Annotated in this window: 12 protein-coding genes; all 12 read right to left on the bottom strand. The window is 62.9% G+C overall.

What is annotated here, in order from left to right:
* Positions 1-4: 4 nt before the first annotated feature.
* Complete coding sequence (locus ACO2Q1_RS07310) at positions 5-2,116, bottom strand: glycosyltransferase (protein ID WP_423328833.1); 2,112 nt, start codon at positions 2,114-2,116, stop codon at positions 5-7.
* Between the two features lie 134 nt (positions 2,117-2,250).
* Positions 2,251-2,838 carry a class I SAM-dependent methyltransferase gene (locus ACO2Q1_RS07305; protein WP_423328832.1) on the bottom strand — a complete coding sequence of 196 codons (588 nt, stop codon included), beginning with the start codon at positions 2,836-2,838 and terminating at the stop codon, positions 2,251-2,253.
* Positions 2,839-3,025: 187 nt separating this feature from the next.
* On the bottom strand, positions 3,026-4,246 hold the full coding sequence (locus tag ACO2Q1_RS07300; RefSeq protein WP_423328831.1) for a discoidin domain-containing protein: 1,221 nt from the start codon (positions 4,244-4,246) through the stop codon (positions 3,026-3,028).
* A 2-nt stretch (positions 4,247-4,248) separates the two neighbouring features.
* Positions 4,249-4,863 carry a glycosyltransferase family 10 domain-containing protein gene (locus ACO2Q1_RS07295; RefSeq protein ID WP_423329042.1) on the bottom strand — a complete coding sequence of 205 codons (615 nt, stop codon included), beginning with the start codon at positions 4,861-4,863 and terminating at the stop codon, positions 4,249-4,251.
* Between the two features lie 395 nt (positions 4,864-5,258).
* The gene (locus ACO2Q1_RS07290; RefSeq protein ID WP_423328830.1) at positions 5,259-5,810 is read right to left on the bottom strand and encodes a class I SAM-dependent methyltransferase; all 552 of its coding nucleotides are present in this window, start codon (positions 5,808-5,810) and stop codon (positions 5,259-5,261) included.
* Between the two features lie 25 nt (positions 5,811-5,835).
* Positions 5,836-6,777, bottom strand: a complete 942-nt coding sequence (locus ACO2Q1_RS07285) for a GDP-L-fucose synthase family protein (protein ID WP_423328829.1) — start codon at positions 6,775-6,777, stop codon at positions 5,836-5,838.
* 75 nt (positions 6,778-6,852) lie between these two features.
* The gene (gene gmd / locus ACO2Q1_RS07280; protein WP_423328828.1) at positions 6,853-7,896 is read right to left on the bottom strand and encodes a GDP-mannose 4,6-dehydratase; all 1,044 of its coding nucleotides are present in this window, start codon (positions 7,894-7,896) and stop codon (positions 6,853-6,855) included.
* Positions 7,897-8,080: 184 nt separating this feature from the next.
* A complete protein-coding gene (locus ACO2Q1_RS07275; protein ID WP_423328827.1) occupies positions 8,081-9,205 on the bottom strand; it encodes an acyltransferase family protein in 1,125 nt (374 codons plus the stop codon).
* Positions 9,202-10,884 (bottom strand): N-acetylglucosamine-specific PTS transporter subunit IIBC, encoded by a 1,683-nt coding sequence (gene nagE, locus ACO2Q1_RS07270; RefSeq protein WP_423328826.1) that lies wholly within the window; start codon positions 10,882-10,884, stop codon positions 9,202-9,204. Before nagE ends, ACO2Q1_RS07275 begins: the two co-directional genes overlap by 4 nt.
* A complete protein-coding gene (gene ptsP, locus ACO2Q1_RS07265) occupies positions 10,881-13,421 on the bottom strand; it encodes a phosphoenolpyruvate--protein phosphotransferase (RefSeq protein ID WP_423328825.1) in 2,541 nt (846 codons plus the stop codon). The genes nagE and ptsP overlap by 4 nt, the downstream gene beginning before the upstream one ends.
* Positions 13,418-15,550 (bottom strand): family 20 glycosylhydrolase, encoded by a 2,133-nt coding sequence (locus tag ACO2Q1_RS07260; protein ID WP_423328824.1) that lies wholly within the window; start codon positions 15,548-15,550, stop codon positions 13,418-13,420. Before ACO2Q1_RS07260 ends, ptsP begins: the two co-directional genes overlap by 4 nt.
* 170 nt (positions 15,551-15,720) lie before the next feature.
* Positions 15,721-18,534: a TonB-dependent receptor gene (locus tag ACO2Q1_RS07255; protein ID WP_423328823.1), complete on the bottom strand. Its 2,814-nt coding sequence runs from the start codon at positions 18,532-18,534 to the stop codon at positions 15,721-15,723.
* Between the last annotated feature and the right edge of the window lie 129 nt (positions 18,535-18,663).

Genomic DNA, 18,663 nt, shown 5'->3' with positions numbered 1-18,663 from the left:
ACGTTCAATGCGGCGACAGCTCACGCGGACAATCGAAGGCGCGTTCGGCGCTGATAATCGCCGGCGACCGGCCGCTGATGAGCTCGTGAATATGCCATGCCAACCAACTCGTGACGTAGGCGGAGCGGACCGGCGAATACCTATGCGCGTCAAAGGCGGTGGCGCCTGACTGGGTCAGCGACCCGCCATGTTCCAGGCCAATCCCCAATGGCTCCTGGAGGCTGCGCACCGGCGTACCGGAGGCACGAATGCGGGCGAGGAACTCAGCGTCTGCTCCGGCGCGAACGTTGTCGAAGGCGCCGATCCTCCCGAACAACTCTCGTGGTACAAAGGTCGACGCCGGATTAAGGTGCACGAACGCCGCGCCGCGCTGCACCATCGCTTGGCCGTCCTCCCTGACCCTCACCCAGTTCGAGGTAGAGCACGCGCTGCCATCCGAGATGCGGAGGTGGGCTTCGATCCGCTGAGGATGCATCCAGTCATCGGAATCGTGGAAGGTGATGTAGTCGCCAGTAGCGGCGGCGATCGCCTGGTTTTTTGCGACGTAGGTGCCGCCGTTCCGCCCGAGGAAGAGCGGCCGGATCCGGCTGTCTGCGCTGGCCATTTCAGCAATGATGGCCCGCGTGCCGTCAGAACTGACGTCATCGACGATGAAATACTCAAGGTTCGCCGAAGTTTGAGCGAGGACAGATTCGATGCTTCGTCGAATTGTCCGTTCAGCATTGTAAGCGGTGGTGACGACCGTCACCTTCGGCCCGCCATAGTGCCGTGGGATCGACAGGCTCATGCCGAAGAAGAAGGGGCTTCCGTCGGCCGGCGGCTCAATCGTCAATTGCGTCCGGTCATAGGCGAAGGCCGACGTGATGGTGTCAAGCCAAAGGGCCTCACACCCCATGGCGCGATAGAGATTGCCGAGTCCGATCTTCCCGTCGGCGACATCGCCTGCCGCGATGACCTTGTGCAGACGGGCATTGGCCTGATCGATCGCGCCTGCGCCCAGCAGGCTCTGGCCCAGATAGACCAGGGCCCGTGACGACAGGCCTTTGATATAGTTGAGCGATGATGCATGACCGAGGAGGAAATCCTGCGCCTCGGCGTCATCAAGGCAAAGCAGATATCCCATGAACGCCGCGCCATCGAGCGGATCGTCGGCAAGAAGCCGCCTGTAGACATTACAGGCTTCTTCAACGGATCCGGTGCGATAGTAGATCCGCCCCCGACGAAGCATCAGACGGCGCGTTTCGGCGTCGTCCAGTGCGCCGACGTCAGCGAACAGATCCTCGCGCTCCATAAGGTCGCGCGCCAATTGGTAGCCGTTTCGCCCCCCCAGAGCGCCGAGAGCGGCGCTGCCGAGGTACGGGCGGACCGGCGCAGGGAACATCGCCACCGTCTCCTGGTTCATGGCCGCAGCGATGACCAACTCGGATCGCAGGCCGTTCGCAGCCAGGGTGGTGAAGGTGGAAACCCCTCCGCCTGGAACGAGGCGCACCTTTTCTGCCAAGCCTTCGACGGTCTGGGGCAGTTCGATCCGACGCTTTGCGGGCGCGCTAGCCACGGATGTCGGGCCCGAGGACACCACACGCCGCGCGCGTTGCAGGATGTGAGGGATCGACAGCGAACTGGCGGCGGGACGCTTCACGCTGACGCCGAGATCGGCGGTCGATATGGAGACACCGGAGATGGATCCTGCGCCGCTCAAGCGCAGTTGGACATTGCAACAGGTCGCGGCTTCGGGCAGCTCCAGCCTGTGCGTGACCTCAGCAGACACACAGGCAATCTTGACGCCATCGAGGTATTCGCCCTCGTCGTCGTAATAGAGCAGGAGAATATCAAGGCTCGGATTCGGGCCCGACAAGGCCACGGACGCCGACAAATTCAGCGCGGAAACCTTCTCCCGATCGAAGTAGTAGACAAAAACCGTCTGCGCCTTGGCCGGGTTTGTGCGGTTCCCGTCGAGGATCAGCCGACCGGTGGCCTCCGCATCCCTGAAGGAGAAGTGCAGCCCGTCCTCGAAGACTTGCGGCGCCCCGTCGTCTCTCAGGGCCTTGGTGATTTCCAGCGGCAAGGCGGTCGCTGCATCACCGGTCGAAACGCGCAACTTGAAAGGCAGGGCCATCCGGCATCCCGTTGAGTGATCAGCAAGACCGATGAAGGGAGAGGCTGTCGATCATCGCTCCGCCGCCAACTTGCCCGGCCCGGCGCAGCGCGTCCAGAATCTTCAAGTCACAGAGGCGGCGCAGGTCGGCGAAATCAGCCGTCGGTTGTCTGGCGCGACTTCCGAACCACACACTGGCTGCCGGTCCACAGGACGCGGGCCTCCGCCTCCTTGAGCGCGAGAACCAGGTTGATCGCCTCGTGGGGGCGCTTGTCTGACGGACGGCCCTCGCCCCACTGGTATTCGCTCCAGACGATGATCCCGCCGAAGCGCAGCACCTTCCAGGCCATCAGCCCGACCGCGATCGCATAGTCCCGATTGCGCACCCGATCGATGTGGATGATGTCGAACTTGCGATCGGCCTGAAGCAACTGTTCCAGCTTGCCCAGCGGTCCGCCCTGTTCGCGCCGGATGCCGGCGTGAACCTCACCCAGATTGCCGCGAAACACCTCCCAGGCGGCGTCATCCTGATCGTCCACGCAGGTGATCAGGGCGTGGGGCAGATAGTTGGCGAAGAAGATCGCCGACGCCCCGGCGCCGCAGCCGATATCCAGAACGTCAGCCGTGCGGTCGGTGTAGCCTTTGAAATGGCGCTTCCAGCGCGGAATGCGCTTGAGGTGCCCGTCGCCAGCGAGATTGGAGCCCGCGTACCAGGACAGGCCTTCGAGATCATCAGTGGTCATTCAGTTCCCGCACGAAACTCAGCTCTTCTTTCGGAGAATCCCGCTATACGAAATATGAGATGATGAATAGCCAATTTCGATCAATAATCTCCGAGAAAATCTTATAATCCCTTCCTGGATCAAAATTTTTAGCCAAAATCAAACAGAATTGGCATTCAGTTCGAATATACTAGTCACATGACCGAATCTAACAATATACCTCGACCTCGTCGATGTGTAGGGTCTCGTTTTCATCGAGTTCGAGTTTAATAAATCGGGCCAGTTCGTCCACAATCAATATCAACGGTTCGTTAAAGTTCCAATCAGAATAATCCGCGTCGAATATCAACCTATAGGGCTCTTCATTCTGCTTAATATTAACCTTGAGGGTTCTCGCACGCGAAGCGCATCCTCCAGATCGATTAAATATATAAATTTCTTTAATATTGTATACATCTTCGAGATCTATTTGGATCCATGGTTTCGCTTCTTTCTGTGTTTCTACAGAGAAAGCACTAAAGGCTCCCCTGAAGCCCTTTAAGCACCCGTTAGGGTTGCGCAATCTTCCTGAGCTCAAAGATATCGACTTGCCAACCGCCACATTCTTCAAACCTTGTGGACGGCAAGCGAAATCCAGCATTGAATTCTCCGCAAGACCAGCGAGATCTCGACCGTTATTGGGTAGAGATGGCCAATCCGTGTTCAACTTTACGTTATTCAAGCAGTACAAATTAGTCAAAATCGACTGATCATGCCTATGCATTTTGAAGTCTGGGAAATTATCGAGGCCGGATTCGTTTGGAATGTCGGTCAAAATTCTCTGATCAGTGCAGAAATCGAGCCATTGTTGAACAAGATTTCTAGCGTCCGGGCAGACCTTCAAACAAATGAATCCTGAAGGTACTTGCTTGTAGTTCCAAAATGATTCATGGTCACAAGACATGAGAGCGAAGCAATCTCTTTTCGTATACTCCGACTGCTTGTATCGAAGAGGCCTGGCTGTTAATATGCCGCCATTTTCGTCGCATTTGCCGATAATGGGCAGTATGCTTCGGTCGAATTTCAAACCATCTTTTTTTCCGCAATCACTATAAATGATGAAGTCTCCATCATTCAGACGGTCCATTGCGTGGAGTATTATAAATGGCTTCCAAAGGTAATACCCGGCTCCTTTTTCTTGATCTAGTATATTTGAGTATTTCTTGTAAAACCTCGTTTTCAGGAGCCACATACTGTTGTATGATGCGTATTGCGTGAATTCGCAGTGGTTTTTGGCGCTGTCTATCAGGTTTATTTGAGCGGATTCGAAATATTTATTCGAAAAAGTGACCAGTACTTTATTCACATCGGCGTACTTTGCCGACAGTCGCTGCAAGGCCGCGAGCTTCTTTTGAGATAAGTGTCCTTCGTAGATTGGATCATTGCCCATTTTTAATGTCCTGATCTCAATTGAGATACAACAGTCCTCAAAAACATGTTGAGTCGATCTGTAGTTCTCTGACGTGATCTCGAAAACAGCTGCTCCGAGACGGCCAAATTAAATATGCGGCGACACAAATTTACACGCCGCCTGTATTCTTCGAACGTCATACTATTGACAAATTCTGCTAAATCATCAGAAGATGGGAATTCTCTTCCATCTATTAAAGAATTTCTGGGGAAATTCAAATAAATGGAGTCCTTGGGGTAGTATATAGGGAGGCATCCGCCAGATATCGCCTCCCATAACTTTTCGCTTACATAGTAATCTGCGTGTGAGTTCTCATAACAAAAGTTGAAATTTGATGTTGATAGGAACTCAAGCTTCTTATTCGGTCGATCGTCAAATCGGCTTTCGGCTTCTGCAATATTATCAGGCCAATCTCGCCCAATGATTTTCATCTGCTTTGATCTGTGCAGGTCGACTGCTATATCGCATCTGAGTTTATTTAGAGATTTATCTACTCCGTCGACCAGGCATTTCGAAAGTTTATAGGTAGCTGCAAATGTAATTGTTTTGTCGGCGAACGGGACATTCAAATCGGACTCTGTTTCGACGTTCCTCATCTTCCGGGTTCGGGCCGAAAGATAGAAATTATCTGTATAGACTAACCCGTTGTGGACATTGAAGACGAACAAGTGTCGATTTTGGAATTGCGCGGAAAAAAAGTTAGCAATAATTGTAGATGGCGTAGTATCAAAAAATGGCTCGTGAGTCCAAAGCAAATATACTTTATCTTTGGGTAGGCGAGTTTCATCAAACATAGACCTGCGTCTTCCAACTACCAAATCAGCTTCGTCTATATCGTCAACTATAGTCGCTGACAGGTAGGCGGCTTGATCTTTCAGAACAAACGGCGAGTTCTGCATATCATCAAGCAGGAACACTCTAGTGTGACTGGTCGGCTTGCTAATCACTTATTGTACCTCGATATTCTTTCTGCTATTCTGCATCGCCTTTTCTACGCCACCCCTTCGAGGTTCAGGCTCACCAGTCGTCCGTTCACCTTGTCCATGTGCGGGAGGTAGGCCTGGGAGTAGTCGTCCATGCCGGCGTGTTCGGTGTCGCGCCAATCCCATGAGCGGACGCTGGAAAAGCCGGCGTCGAGCAGCGCCTGCGTCAGGCTGGGTTCGTCGAACAGGACCTTGTGGAAGTCATATTGATCCCGCTGCCCGCCGATCAGCAGACCCATGATCTGGTTCAGACTGTTCAAACGGCCCTGAACATAGAGTTCGGCGCACGCGGCGAAGTCCGGAACCGCCAGACGCAGGACGCCGCCCGGCTTGAGCACCCGGCGCCACTCCGCCAGGACGGCCTGGTACTCGTTGCGGCCGAAATGCTCCAGCACATGGCAGGCGTAGATCAGATCGACACTCCCGTCGGCCTGGAACGGCAGAACCTCGACCGGACCGACATGATCGATATGGTCGTAGGGCAGGGCGTCGACATGCACCCATCCAGGAAGATGTTTGACGCCACATCCCAGGTGAAGCTTCACATGACCGTCGGACATGGTCGAGTTCCTTCGATGATAGGGTTTAGCCCAGGCCGCGCTCGAGAAAATCCGAATAGGCGCCTTTCAGGCCGTCATCCAGTTCGATGCGTGCAGACCATCCTAGGGCCGCCAGGCGGCTGACGTCGAGCAACTTGCGAGGGGTTCCGTCGGGCCGCGAGGTGTCAAATGTCAGCTCGCCCTCGAAACCGACGGTTCTGGCCACGGCGCGGGCGAAGTCGGCGATAGAGATGTCGGCGCCGACGCCGACATTCAGCGCGGTCTCGTCGGAGTAGGTGTTCAGGAGAAAGACGCAGGCGTCAGCCAGATCGTCGACATGCAGGAATTCGCGGCGCGGCGTCCCCGTGCCCCAGACGGTCGCCTGAGGGTCGCCACGCAGTTTCGCCTCGTGAAACCGCCGGATCAGGCCGGCGGGGACGTGACTGTGCTCCGGATGGTAGTTGTCGCCCGGGCCATACAGGTTGGTCGGCATGGCCGAGATGTAGTCCCGGCCGAAGGACCGGCGGTAGGATTGAGCCAGCTTCAATCCGGCGATCTTGGCGATGGCGTACCACTGATTGGTCGGCTCTAGCGGGCCGGTGAGCAAAGCCTCTTCGCGAATCGGCTGCTCGGCTTCGCGCGGGTAGATGCAGGAGGAGCCGAGAAACAACAGCCGATTCACATCTGCGCGGTGCGCCCCTTCGATCAGATTCTGGGCGATGGCGATGTTCTCGTAGAGAAAGGCCTGCGGCTGGGTGTTGTTGGCGTGGATGCCGCCGACCTTGGCCGCCGCGACGATGACGACGTCGGGCCGCAGCGTCTTCACGGCTTCGAAAGTCGCGGCCTGGTCAACGAAATCCACGTCGGAACGACCAAGGGTCAGGACCTCGACGTTTTCGGCCGCCAGTCGACGAACCAACGCGCCGCCGACCATCCCTCGATGCCCGGCGACAAGGACGCGTCCGGAGAGCTTTCGCTGATCGGCCATGGCTTTTCTCCGATAGGTTTGTGGTTTGCCGGGGCGCGTAACCTGGATGGGCGGTTGGATTAGTCGATATGACGGTCAGCCACGCCTGGCTGCTTTCAAATCCGCATCCATCATCTCGGCGACCAGTTGATCGAAACCACACTTCGGCGTCCAGCCGAGGTCCTTGCGAGCCTTGGTCGCGTCGCCAAGCAGCAGGTCAACCTCCGTGGGGCGGAAATAGCGAGAATCGACCGCCACCCTGACCGCCCCGGTGCGAGAACATTTTCCGACCTCCTCGAGACCTGACCCGCTCCATTCGATCGGCGCATCGACATATGCAAAAGCGGCTTCCACGAATTTGCGAACACTGTGCGTTTCGCCGGTGGCCAGCACGAAATCATCAGGCCGATCATGCTGCATGATCATCCACATGCCTTCGACATAGTCTCGCGCGTGACCCCAGTCACGCTTTGCGTCCAGATTTCCGAGCCAGAATTGTTGGCGAGAGCCGGTTGCGATTTCGGCTACGGCCCGCGTGATCTTGCGTGTCACGAAGGTCTCGCCTCGAACCGGGCTTTCATGGTTGAACAAGATGCCGTTGGACGCGAACATCCCGTAAGCTTCCCTGTAGTTCACCGTGATCCAGTAGCCATACAGTTTTGCCGCTGCGTAAGGCGATCTCGGATAAAAGGGTGTCGTTTCGCTTTGCGGTGTTTCTACGACTTTGCCATAGAGTTCGGACGTCGAGGCTTGGTAGAATTTGGTTTTTTCTTGAAGGCCTAAAATCCGTATCGCTTCGAGCGCGCGAAGTACGCCCATTGCGTCCGAGTTGGCGGTATATTCCGGGGTTTCAAAGCTGACCTGAACATGACTCTGAGCGGCCAGATTGTAGATTTCGTCAGGTTGAGTTTCCTGGATAATCCGGATGATGTTGGTGGAATCCGTCATGTCGCCATGGTGCAACGTGATCGGATTTGCCGGATCCTGAGAGTCACGGATCATTTCATCAATCCGTCCGGTGTTGAACGACGATGAACGCCGCTTCACACCGTGAACCTCGTAGCCCTTTTCGAGCAGAAGACGAGCGAGATATGCCCCGTCCTGGCCGGTGACGCCTGTGATCAATGCGGTCTTGGTCAAGATTTCTTCCGTCCAGACCTGTTGAGGTCTGCTCCTAGGCTGAGATGGACATTTCCTAGCCTAGAGATTTGGGCAAGGCGATAGCGACGCTTGGCTTTTTTGCCTTGTGTGGCGTGGTGTCGGCAGGCCTCGACTATGTGTTGTCCCCTTCAACCGAAATCGGTTCAACTGACCGTACCGCCGTTCAAATTCTGACAACCCAGCGTCGGTCCCGCAGATACGCCATGCACAGCCAGATGGCGGCGGTGAACAGCAAGACCGGGGTCAGGGCGGCGGTCTGGTCGCCGATCAGGGGCTGCATCCGTTCGGCGGGCGCCAGCAGCAGTCGCCAGCCGACCATGGGGCCGGCCAGGGCGTGGAGGATATAGGCGGCGATGGCGTTGATCCCGAAGGGGACGGCGACGGCGGTCAGCAGGGTCAGCGCGCCGCGCGAAGGCTCCGGCCTGTCCAGGGCGCCGTGGAGGATCGCCAGGATGATCGTGGTCAGTCCACAGGTGACGAGCACGAAACTGCTGGACCAGATGTCCTTGATCACGGGGAACGCCAGGCTCCAGGCCAATCCCGCGGCCAGCATGGCCAGTCCGGCCGCCGCCAGCTGTCCGGCCGCCCTTGGCCCGCGACGCTTGAGCAGAAACTCGCCGATGAGAACGCCGATAAGGCCGTGGGCTATGGCGGGAAAGGTTCCGATCAGGCCCTCGGGATCATAGCCTGACGGACCCTTGACGTAGTTGTGGTCGCCGAGCGTCAACCGGTCGATCGAGGCGATGAAGTTGACCCCGGATCGCCCGAGGTCGGTCGCGCCGCCGTCCAGCGGCGGCAGGAGCGACAGGGGCCAGTAGAGCACAGGAATCGACATCGCGACGGCGAGCCGCGCTTTCGGTCCTGTGTAGAGGAACAGCAGCACGCAGGCGGCATAGACCAGACCGATGCGCTGAAGCACGCCCCAGAACCGCCAGCCGGGTTCGGCCAGGGTCTGGAACCAGAACAGGTTCGAAAGGATCAGGCCGAGCAGGAAAAGGCGGGCAGTCCGACCGGCGGCGGCGCGGACCTGATGCGATTTCGGCGGGGCGGCGTCGGCCCCGACCGCCAACGGAATGGAGACGCCGACGATCATCAGGAAGGCCGGAAACACCAGATCCGCCAGGGTGACGCCGATCCACCTGGAATGGAGCAGTTGTGGATAGACCTCGAACTGGCCGCCGTATTGAAGTCCGGCCGAGGCGTTGACGACGATCATGCCGATCACCGTCAGGCCCCGGAGCACGTCGAGGGACAGCAGGCGCGGCGGCGTGTCCAGGGTCGGCTTCACCCGAGCAGTTGCAGACGCCGGTCGCCCGTGCGGACGAAGCCCCGAGGCGCCGCGGCGTCCAGATCGCATTCAGCGACGGACGAGGGATCGCGGACCGTCACGCAGGTGCGACCGGCGCGGATTTCCGCCGTCTCGACGTTGTCGGCTCCGCCCAGGGCCGCGATGACGGCGTCGGGCAGTGTGGCTGGCCGGCCGGAAATCGCGACCGGCGCCGGCGCCGACGCGGGTCCGCCATCGGCCGCCAGGGCGTCGCGGATGTCCTGGGCCACCGAATCCGCGACCGGCCCGAGAACCACCTGCAAGGCCGTTGGCGCGGGCGAGATGAGGCCCAGGGCGCCGAGCGCTTTGAGAGCCGGCTCGTCAACGCGGTCTCGCGACGCGATCTCAAGCCGGAGACGGGTGGTGCAGGCCGCGACATCGCGCAGATTGGCGGGGCCGCCCAGGGCCGCGATGAAGGCGTCGCCGCGCGCGGTTCCGGCGTGGGCCGCCACAGGACCGGGGGCGATGTCCTCGTCTTCGCGACCGGGCGTCTTGAGGTTGAAGCGCTGGATGAACAACCGGAACAGGCCGTAGTAGAGGCCGAAGTAGACCAGGCCGATCGGGATCAGCAGCCAGGGGTTGGTCGATTTTCCGAAGTTCAGCCCATAGTCGAACAGGCCCGCCGAGAAGGTGAAGCCCAGCCGAACGTCCAGCAGATCCATCACCACCATGGCGACGCCGGTCAGCACGGCGTGGATGACGTACAGAACCGGGGCGAGGAACATGAAGCTGAACTCGATCGGCTCCGTCACGCCTGTCAGGAAGGCGGTCAGCGCCAGCGAGGCCAGCATGCCGCCCACGGCCTTGCGCCGTTCCGGTCGGGCGGCGTGGTACATGGCCAGGCAGGCGGCGGGCAGGCCGAACATCATGACGGGGAAGAATCCGCTCATGAAGGTGCCGGCGGACGGGTCGCCGGCGAAAAAGCGGTTCAGATCGCCCGTGGCGCCGTTGAAGTCGCCGACCACGAACCAGGCCACGTTGTTGAGGATGTGGTGCAGGCCGGTGATGATCAGCAGGCGGTTCAGGACGCCGTAGACGAAGAGGCCGATCTCGCCCGATCCGACCACGGCGCGGCTGAAGGCCTCCAGCGCATGATCGATGGCGCCGAAGGAGACGCCGATCACGGCCGCCACCCCTACCGCCGCCACGCCCGAGACGATGGGAACGAACCGACGCCCGCCGAAGAAGGCCAGGTAGTCCGGGAGCTTGAAGTTGGAGAAGCGGTTGTAGGCGGCGCCGGCGATCAGGCCCGAGACGATCCCGACGGGAACGCCGAGCCGGGTCATGGCGCTGTTGCGGAAGGCGGTCAGGGCCTCGGCCGCGGCGTCCGCATCGAGCCCGGCCAGGACCTCGGGGGGCGCGGAGATCAGGGGCTTGGCCGCCTCGATGGTGATCAGATAGGCGACCATGCCGGCCAGGCCCGCCGCGCCATGATTGTCGCGCGCCAGACCGACGGCCACGCCGACGGCGAACAGCAGCCCCAGGTTGGCGAACACCGCCTGGCCCGCGGCCGAGATGAAGGCGATGTCCAGAAGGTCAGGCTGGCCCAGGCGAAGCAGCAGTCCGGCGACCGGCAAGACCGCGATGGGCAGCATCAGGGCGCGGCCGAGGGGCTGGAGGCTGGAAAGGCCGATCTTCATACGAAGGCTTCCATGGTCGAGGGCGTGAAGCCGGCGATCGCGCGGGACGCGACCAGGGCGCGGACGGCGTCGGCGCTGTCGAGGGCCAGAGCCTCGGCGGCCAGGGCGCGGCAGTCGCTCAGGGTCAGGTCGCGAACCCCGGCCTTGATCTCGGCGGTCATGGCGGGCGTCGCGGACAGCTCGCGGACGCCCAGACCGATGAGGATGGCGGTCGCCGCCGGGTCCGACGCCAGACCCCCGCAGACACCGATCCATTTCAAGGTTGAGGCCCCGGACGCCGCCTGGGCGATCAGGCGCAGGACGGCGGGGTGCAGGCTGTCGAGCTGGGCTGCGAGGGCGGCGTTCTGGCGGTCCATCGCCAGGGCGTACTGCGTCAGGTCGTTGGTGCCGATGGAGATGAAGTCGATCTCCGGCGCCAGCAGGTCCGTGGTCATGGCGGCCGCCGGGGTTTCGATCATGACGCCGAGACAGGGCCGGGCGCCGCCGGTCTCCTGCACCGCGATGTCGAGGAGGGCCCGGACCTGCCGCACCTCGGCGACGGAGGCGATCATGGGCAGCATGACGGCGATCAGGCCGCGCGACCGGACGCGACAGGCCGCGCGCAGCTGGGTCAGCAGCAGGTCGGGGCGATGCAGACCCGAGCGGACGCCGCGCAGGCCAAGGGCCGGATTGTCTTCCGGCGGCGTGGGCAGATAGGGCAGGGGTTTGTCGCCGCCCGCGTCGAGGGTCCGCAGGATCAGCGGGCGGCCGTCCAGGGCGTCGGCGATCGTCTGGTAGTGCGCCAGCTGTTCGTCCTCGTCCGGCGCGGTCTGGCGGTCGAGAAACAGGAATTCGGTGCGCAGCAGGCCGCACCCCTCGGCGCCCCCGGCGACGGCGGGCGCCGCCTCGGCGGCGTTGGCCAGATTTGCGAAGACCTCGATCCGGACCCCGTCGGCCGTGTGGCAGGGCTCCATCGCCATGGCCTGCGCCTCGGCGCGGCGGCGCGCCTGGGCGGCGGAGGCGCTCTGGGCCTGGGCCTGGCGGGCGGCTGAGGGCGAGACGATCATCCGGCGATTGTCGGCGTCCAGGATCACCAGCAGGCCGTCCTCGACGTGATCGAGCGACTGTCCGACGGCGACGAGGGCGGGAACACCCATGGCGGCGGCCAGGATGGCGACATGCGATGTGGGGCCGCCCCGGGATGTGCACAGGCCGGCGATCCGGCCGGAGTCCATGGCCAGCAGTTGGGACGGCAGCAGATCGTCCGCGATCACGACCGAGCCGGGCCCCAGCGCGATCGTCGCCGGGGTCTGGCCGGTCAGGATCGCCAGGACGCGCTGTTCGAGATCGAGGAGGTCGTCCGCCCGCTCCGCCATGCGGGGATCGCCCATGGCGCGGAACAGATCGGCGGCCGAACGCGTGGACTGACGCCAGGCGAAACCGGCGCTTCGGCCCTCGGCGACCAGGCGTTGGGCCTCCTCAGTAAGACCGGGATCGTCGAGGAAGGCCAGGTGCGCGGCGAGGATGGCCCGACGGTGAGCGCCGCCGGTCGCCGCCGCCTGTTCGATCTGCCGCCGAACGTCCGTCAGGGCCTGGCGCAGCGCCGTGGTCTCGGCCTCGACGCCCGTCCCGTCTTCAGGCAGGGAGATTTCGTCCAGGCGCAGCCGCACAGCACGGCCGACGACCAGACCCGGCGCGGCGGTCACCCCGGTCAGGATCAGTTCGCCGTCCTGACCCACCTCAGGCCGCGAGGCCGCCGAGGGTGCGAGTTTGACTGCGGAGGGCGGCGCCGCGGGCTCGCCGTCCTCAAGCCCGGCCGTCATCAGGGTTTCGAGCGCGTTCAGAGCCGCCTCGGCCTGGGTTCCGGTGGCGGAGAGGGTGATCGGGTCTCCGTCGCGCACGCCGAGGCTCATCATGGCCACCAGACTGGTCGCTTCGGCACGGCGGTCCTCCAGGCCGAGCATCACACGGGCGTCGAAGCCGCGAATGCAGGCGGCGATGCGCGCGGCCGGTCGCGCATGCAGTCCGTGGGGCAGGGGCGCGCGCACCGTTCGGGTCAGGGCGGCCGCGTCCGCTACGTCCGAAGACGCTGACGCAGTGTTGGCCACCGAGACGGTGAGAACCGGCTCGCCGGCCCGGATCCGGCACCCCGTCGGCATCGACTGCACAGCCCCGGCGCCGCTTACGACGATGATGGGGGAGATCAGGCTGGTCGCCCGCGCGGCGATGACGTCCAGGTCGAGCGTCAGCAAGGGGTCGCCCGTGCGAACGGCGGCGCCCCTGGCGACCCGGGCCTGAAATCCCTGACCCTGCAGGGCCACGGTTTCGAGCCCGATGTGGATCAGCACCTCAACGCCTTCCGCTGAGCGCAAGGTCACGGCATGGCCGGAACGCGCCAATCCGACGACGACGCCGTCGAAGGGCGCGCAGACCACCGTGTCGGCGGGGTCGATGGCGACGCCCTCTCCGACCATGCCGCCGGCGAAGGCTCCGTCCGGAACCTCCGCCAACCCACAGAGCCAGCCGCTGAACGGCGCATGGACGATCAGATCGCTCATGACGCAGGGCTCAGTCGGACCCAGTCCAGACCCCACATCGGATCCAGTTGATGCTGAGTGAAGCGCAGGCACAGATCCTGGCGGCCCTCCAGCGCCGGCAGGTCTCCGTTCAGGACGGTGACGCCCGGATCAGCGGCCGCCGTCGTCAGCGGGAGGACGAGGACGACCGCGCCGTCGCAACCGCCGGCCCGGATCTCGAGCTCGCCTTCAGGCGTGCGCGGCGCAGCCAGGCGGATATTGTCGCGCGCGGCGCCGATCTGGAAGTTCCACGGAACCTGACCCACCGCCGCCTCGAAACGCACGCCCCGGCTGAGGTCGGCGTCCTTGTAGAGCCAGCAGGGGTTCATGACGTCCATCATGAAGGCGACGCGTTCACCCATCAGCGGCGCGTCATCGATCAGGGACAGACCGAGACCTTCGGTGCACATGGTCAGCTGGCGGCTGTAGCGACGCTCGCCGTCCGGCGGCGGCGTGGTCACCGGTTCGCGCAGGCCGCTTTCGGCGTAGCGAATGCCCAGGGCGCGATAGCGGTCCAACTGAGGCTCCAGCCGCGCGCGGAAGCTGGTCCAGTCGAGCCGATCGTGGGCCGTCCAGGCGATCTCGGCCAGGGCGGATGTCCTGGGGAAGGCCATGTATTCGACACGGCCTTCATCGCGCATGTGTTCGGTGAAGATGTTGGCCTGAACGCCGAGGACGCGTTTGGCCTGATCCGGCGTCATGGCGTCGGGGGTCGGATCGAACTCATAGATGTCGCGCAGGGAGACGGCGGTGCTGCGGCCCGGGGCGCCGTCGTCGGGGCTCTGGCGATAGTCGAAGTAGAGCGTCGGCCCCGGCGTCATCACCGCATCATGGCCGAGCCGCGCCGCCTCGATGGCGCCGTCCACGCCGCGCCAGGACATGACCGTGGCGTTGGGCGCCAGACCGCCCTCGAGGATTTCGTCCCAGCCGATCAGACGGCGGCCGCGCGCGTTCAGGCGGGCCTCCAGCTGCTTGATGAACCAGCTTTGCAGTTCCTCCTCGTCATGCAGGCCGAGGGCGGCCATGCGCGCCTGGGTGCTGGGCGAAGCCTTCCACTGGTCCTTGACCGCCTCGTCGCCGCCGACGTGGATGTAGAGGCTCGGGAACAGGTCCATGACCTCGTCGAACACCGCCCCGAAGAAGGCGAGGGTGGCGTCTTCGGTGTTGAACAGGGTCGGATAGATGCCCCAGTCCGAAGGGACGGCGGGAACGGCGGAATCCGGCGCATCGGTGACGCCGAGCTCCGGATAGGCGGCGACCGCTGCGCTGGCGTGGCCTGGCGCGTCGATTTCAGGGACGATGACGATGTTGCGCGCCTGGGCGTAGGCGACGATCTCGCGCACCGTGTCCTGGGTATAGAAGCCGCCGTAGAGCCTCGGCCGGCCGGTCGCGGGGTCGATGTCGGCCCGGGGCGCCGCGCCGGCCGGAACCCGCCAGGCCCCGACTTCGGTCAGGCGCGGAAAGGCCTTGATCTCCAGCCGCCAGGCCTGGTCATCGGTCAGGTGCCAGTGGAAGACGTTCAGCTTGTGCGCCGCCATCCAGTCGATGAAGCGCTTGATGAACTCCGGCGACTGATAGTGACGGGCCGAATCGAGCATCAGGCCGCGCCAGCCGAAACGCGGCGCGTCCTGGATTTGCACGGCGCCGACGGCGATCGACGTCGCTCCGGTCTGAGGCGTTCCCAACTGCCACAGGGTGACGCCGCCGTAGAGCAGCCCGCCGAAGTCGCCGGCCGTGATGGTCGCGCCGTCGGCGGTGACGTCCAGTGCGTAGCCGTCGGTCGGATGGCCCGACCCGCGACGCAAGACGACGGCGCCGGAACGCGGCGCGCCTTCCGTCGCGGTCAGGGTCAGGCCCCAGGTCGACTTCGCAAGCTCGATGAAGCGTGCGGCCGCCTGGGCGGCCTCGGCGTCGCCGGGAGGCGTCAGGACCGGCGTCGCCGAGCTGATGCGGAAGATCGCCTCGCCGTGGACGACGCTCAGGGGTTGGGGGATGACGCCGGGACCCGGGTGCCCGGCGCCCGTCGCGGCGGGCGCGCACATGGAGGCGGCCAGGGCGGCCATGACACCGAGAAGGCGGGTCTTGAGAGAGGTCGGGGCGATACGGATCACGGGCGGCCTCGAAAGCAATGAAAAAGGGCGCGTGGGGACCAGCCCCACGCGAGTTCGGCCTCAGGAAGGGACACAGGTTGCGCCGGGGTCGGACGGGTCATGACGCCAGCTTGCGTCCGCGTTCGACGATCCGGCAAGGGCGGGGCCGCGATCCGGCCCCGCCCGCCATTTCAGAACGCCACGCTGGCGGTCAGCATCACGCGGCGGCCGGTGCGATAGAGGCCGCGCACCAGTTTCTCGGTATTGGCCACGCCCTCGACCTGGGCATAGGTGTAATATTCGGAGTCCAGCAGGTTCATGCCGTCCAGCTTGACGCTGACCTGATCCGTGATCTGGACCCCCGCGCTGGCGTCGAGCGACTGGTAGTCGTCGGTCACCAGATAGTTCCCGCGGTCGACCTGGGTGTAATACTTCGACCGCCAGGAGTAGGTGGCGCGCGCGCTCCAGCGTCCGCTCTCGAAGAAGGGGCTGACGCTATACTGGTGCTCGGACGTCCAGGGCATCGGATCGCCGCTGTCGGCCTGGGCGTCCGAATAGGTGTAGTTCGCCAGCAGGCCGAACCCGTAGCCGAGGTCCTGCTGGTAGTTGACGGTGAAGCCCTGGATCTTGGCGGCGCCGGCGTTGTTCGGGCGCGAGATCACGAAGGGCGTGTCCGTCTGGGTGCTCTGGTTGAAGTGGGTTTCGACGCCCGTGGTGGTCAGGATGTAGTTGCCGACATCCTTGTAGAAGACCGTGCCGGCCAGGATGCTGTTGGGCGTGAAGTACCACTCCGCCGAAGCGTCGAGGTTGGTCGAACGGTAGGGATCGACGTCGGGGTTGCCGCCGCCGCCGGTCAGGGTCTGCGGTCCCAGCCACAGATAGTTGGACATGTCGCCGTAGTTGGGGCGGGAGATGACCTTGGCCGCCGAGAAGCGCAGCACCAGGTCGTTCGAGAAGTCATAGGCGATGTTCAGATTGGGCAGGACGTCGTCGTAGGACTTGCGCACGCTGACCAGATCGTACGCGTTGGCGGCGCAGACCGTGCCGGTGGTGCATTGCCAGCCCTGGCTGTCGGACTCGGTCTGGACGTAACGGACGCCCAGGTTTCCGCGGAAGCCGTTCCAGTCGAAATCGGCCTGGACGTAGGCGGCGTTGATATCCTCGGTGACGTTCCAGGTGTTCGAAACAAAGGAGGCGTCGTTGAAGGTGCCGGGCACAGGCATGGTTTGCCACGGCGCCAGCCAGTCGCCGCTCAGGATGTAGTCGGCCAGGGCCCAGCCATCGATAGTGAACCGCTTGGACATGGCACCGACGTCGCCGAAGCCCTGAAGATAGTTGCCCGGCAGGTCGCGGGGGTCGAACTGCGACGCCTTGGCGTTGCCGTAGCCCTGGATCGCGGCCAAAGCCACGCCGCTCATCGACTGCCCCGTCTCGTGCTCGCGGCGTTTGGCCCCGAAGCGCAGGGTGTGAACCGGACCGTTCAGACGCAGGCCGAAATCGACCTGGGCGTAGGTCTCTTCATCCCAGGTCGGCTTGGTGACGATGTTGCCGCCCCATCCGGCCGCCCAGTTGGTCGCGTTCGGCGCATCCGTGTGCCAGGGGCTGGCGTAGCCGCCGTCGATCTGGAAGCCGTCCGGGTTGGTGAAGGGGCTGGCGCCCGCATAGGTCAGCTTGGGCGTGCCGCTGATGTCGTAGCTGTAGTCGGCCCAGTTCAGGAATTCGCCGAACACCTGGCGACCGGTGCCGCCGGTGGCCTTGGTCGTTCCGATATGGGCGGAGGCGAACCAGGTGTCCTCGTCCCAGCGTCCCTTCAGGTCGTAGGATTCGGTTTCGACCGTCGCCTGGCGGTTGATCAGGTCGTAGACCGACAGGGCGTTCCGGAAGGTGGCCTTGGTGATGACGCCGCCATCCACCGTCAGGTCGGTCATACGGCCGAGGGCGTTATAGGCGTTGCCGTTGAAGGCGAACATCGAGTGGCTGATGTTGTCGTAGCCGGCTTCGACATGCAGGGCGTTGAATTCGAGGTTCAGCTTGTCGTTCGGCCGATACTGCAGCGCGAGTGACAGGGTGTCGCGCTGACGTTCCTGTTCGAAATAGTGGGCGCTGATCGAGTTCGGGCCGACGGCGTTCAGATTGGCCAGCAGGGTGGTTTCGCAGGCGCCGGCGCAGGTTCCGGGGAAGGTCTGCCAGTTGCCGTCCGGACCGGCCGGCAGAGACCAGTCGATCGGGGTGTTGTAGATGGAGCCGCCTCCGCCCTGGCCGTAGGCGTAGTCGCGGCCCGTCACGGTGCCGTAGGATTCGATGCCGTCGCGGCGGATGTTCTCGGTCGAGGTCTGGGCCGCGAAGATGAGGCCGAAGGTCTCTGACGGGTTCTTCCAGCCGAACAGGATCGAGGCCTGGGGGTCGCCGCTCTCGATGCGGTCATTGTACAGATAGCTGACCTGGCCGGAGACCGTCAGGCCGTCGATGTCCAGCGGCTTGCGCGTGCTGATGATGACCGTGCCGCCGATCGAGCCTTCGTCGATATGGGCTTCGGGCGACTTGAAGACTTCGATCTTGCCGACGAGTTGAGGCGCCAGCAGCGAGTAGTTGAAGGTCCGTCCGGGCTGATCCGTGATGAACCAGTCGGCCGAGGCGACGGTCTGGCCGTTGAGCAGCGTGCGGTTGAGCGCCGGGTCAGTGCCCAGGATCGAGACCTTCTCGCCCTGGCCAAAGGCGCGGTCGATGGACACGCCGGGAATGGTGACCATCGCCTCGGCGACGTTCGAGCTCGGGAACTTGCCGACGTCTTCGGCGGTGATGACGTCGATGATGGCGTTGGCGTTGCGCTTGGTCTGCAGCGACTGTTGCAGGGAGGCGCGGATGCCGGTGACGACGACGTCGTCAACGGTGGCGACAGGGTCATCCGTGTTCTGGGCGGCGGCCGATCCGGCGGCCAGAGCCAGGGCGCTGACGGTTCCGGCCAGCAGGGCGTGGCGAAGATACATGGTGATCTGTCCCCTCATGGCGTCTGCCCCCGCAGACGTTAAAGTCCAATTGAATACCAATCTATTCTGTGCCGCCCTGACGAGTTCTCACCAGCAGAGCGATTGACCTGAGGGTTTCATCAAACTGTAGCGATATGCAAGACCAAA

Origin of the sequence: Brevundimonas sp. VNH65 (assembly GCF_049445955.1) — a bacterium.
In the GTDB taxonomy this organism is placed as follows: Bacteria; Pseudomonadota; Alphaproteobacteria; order Caulobacterales; family Caulobacteraceae; genus Brevundimonas.
This window is presented reverse-complemented; position numbering and strand designations above follow the sequence as displayed.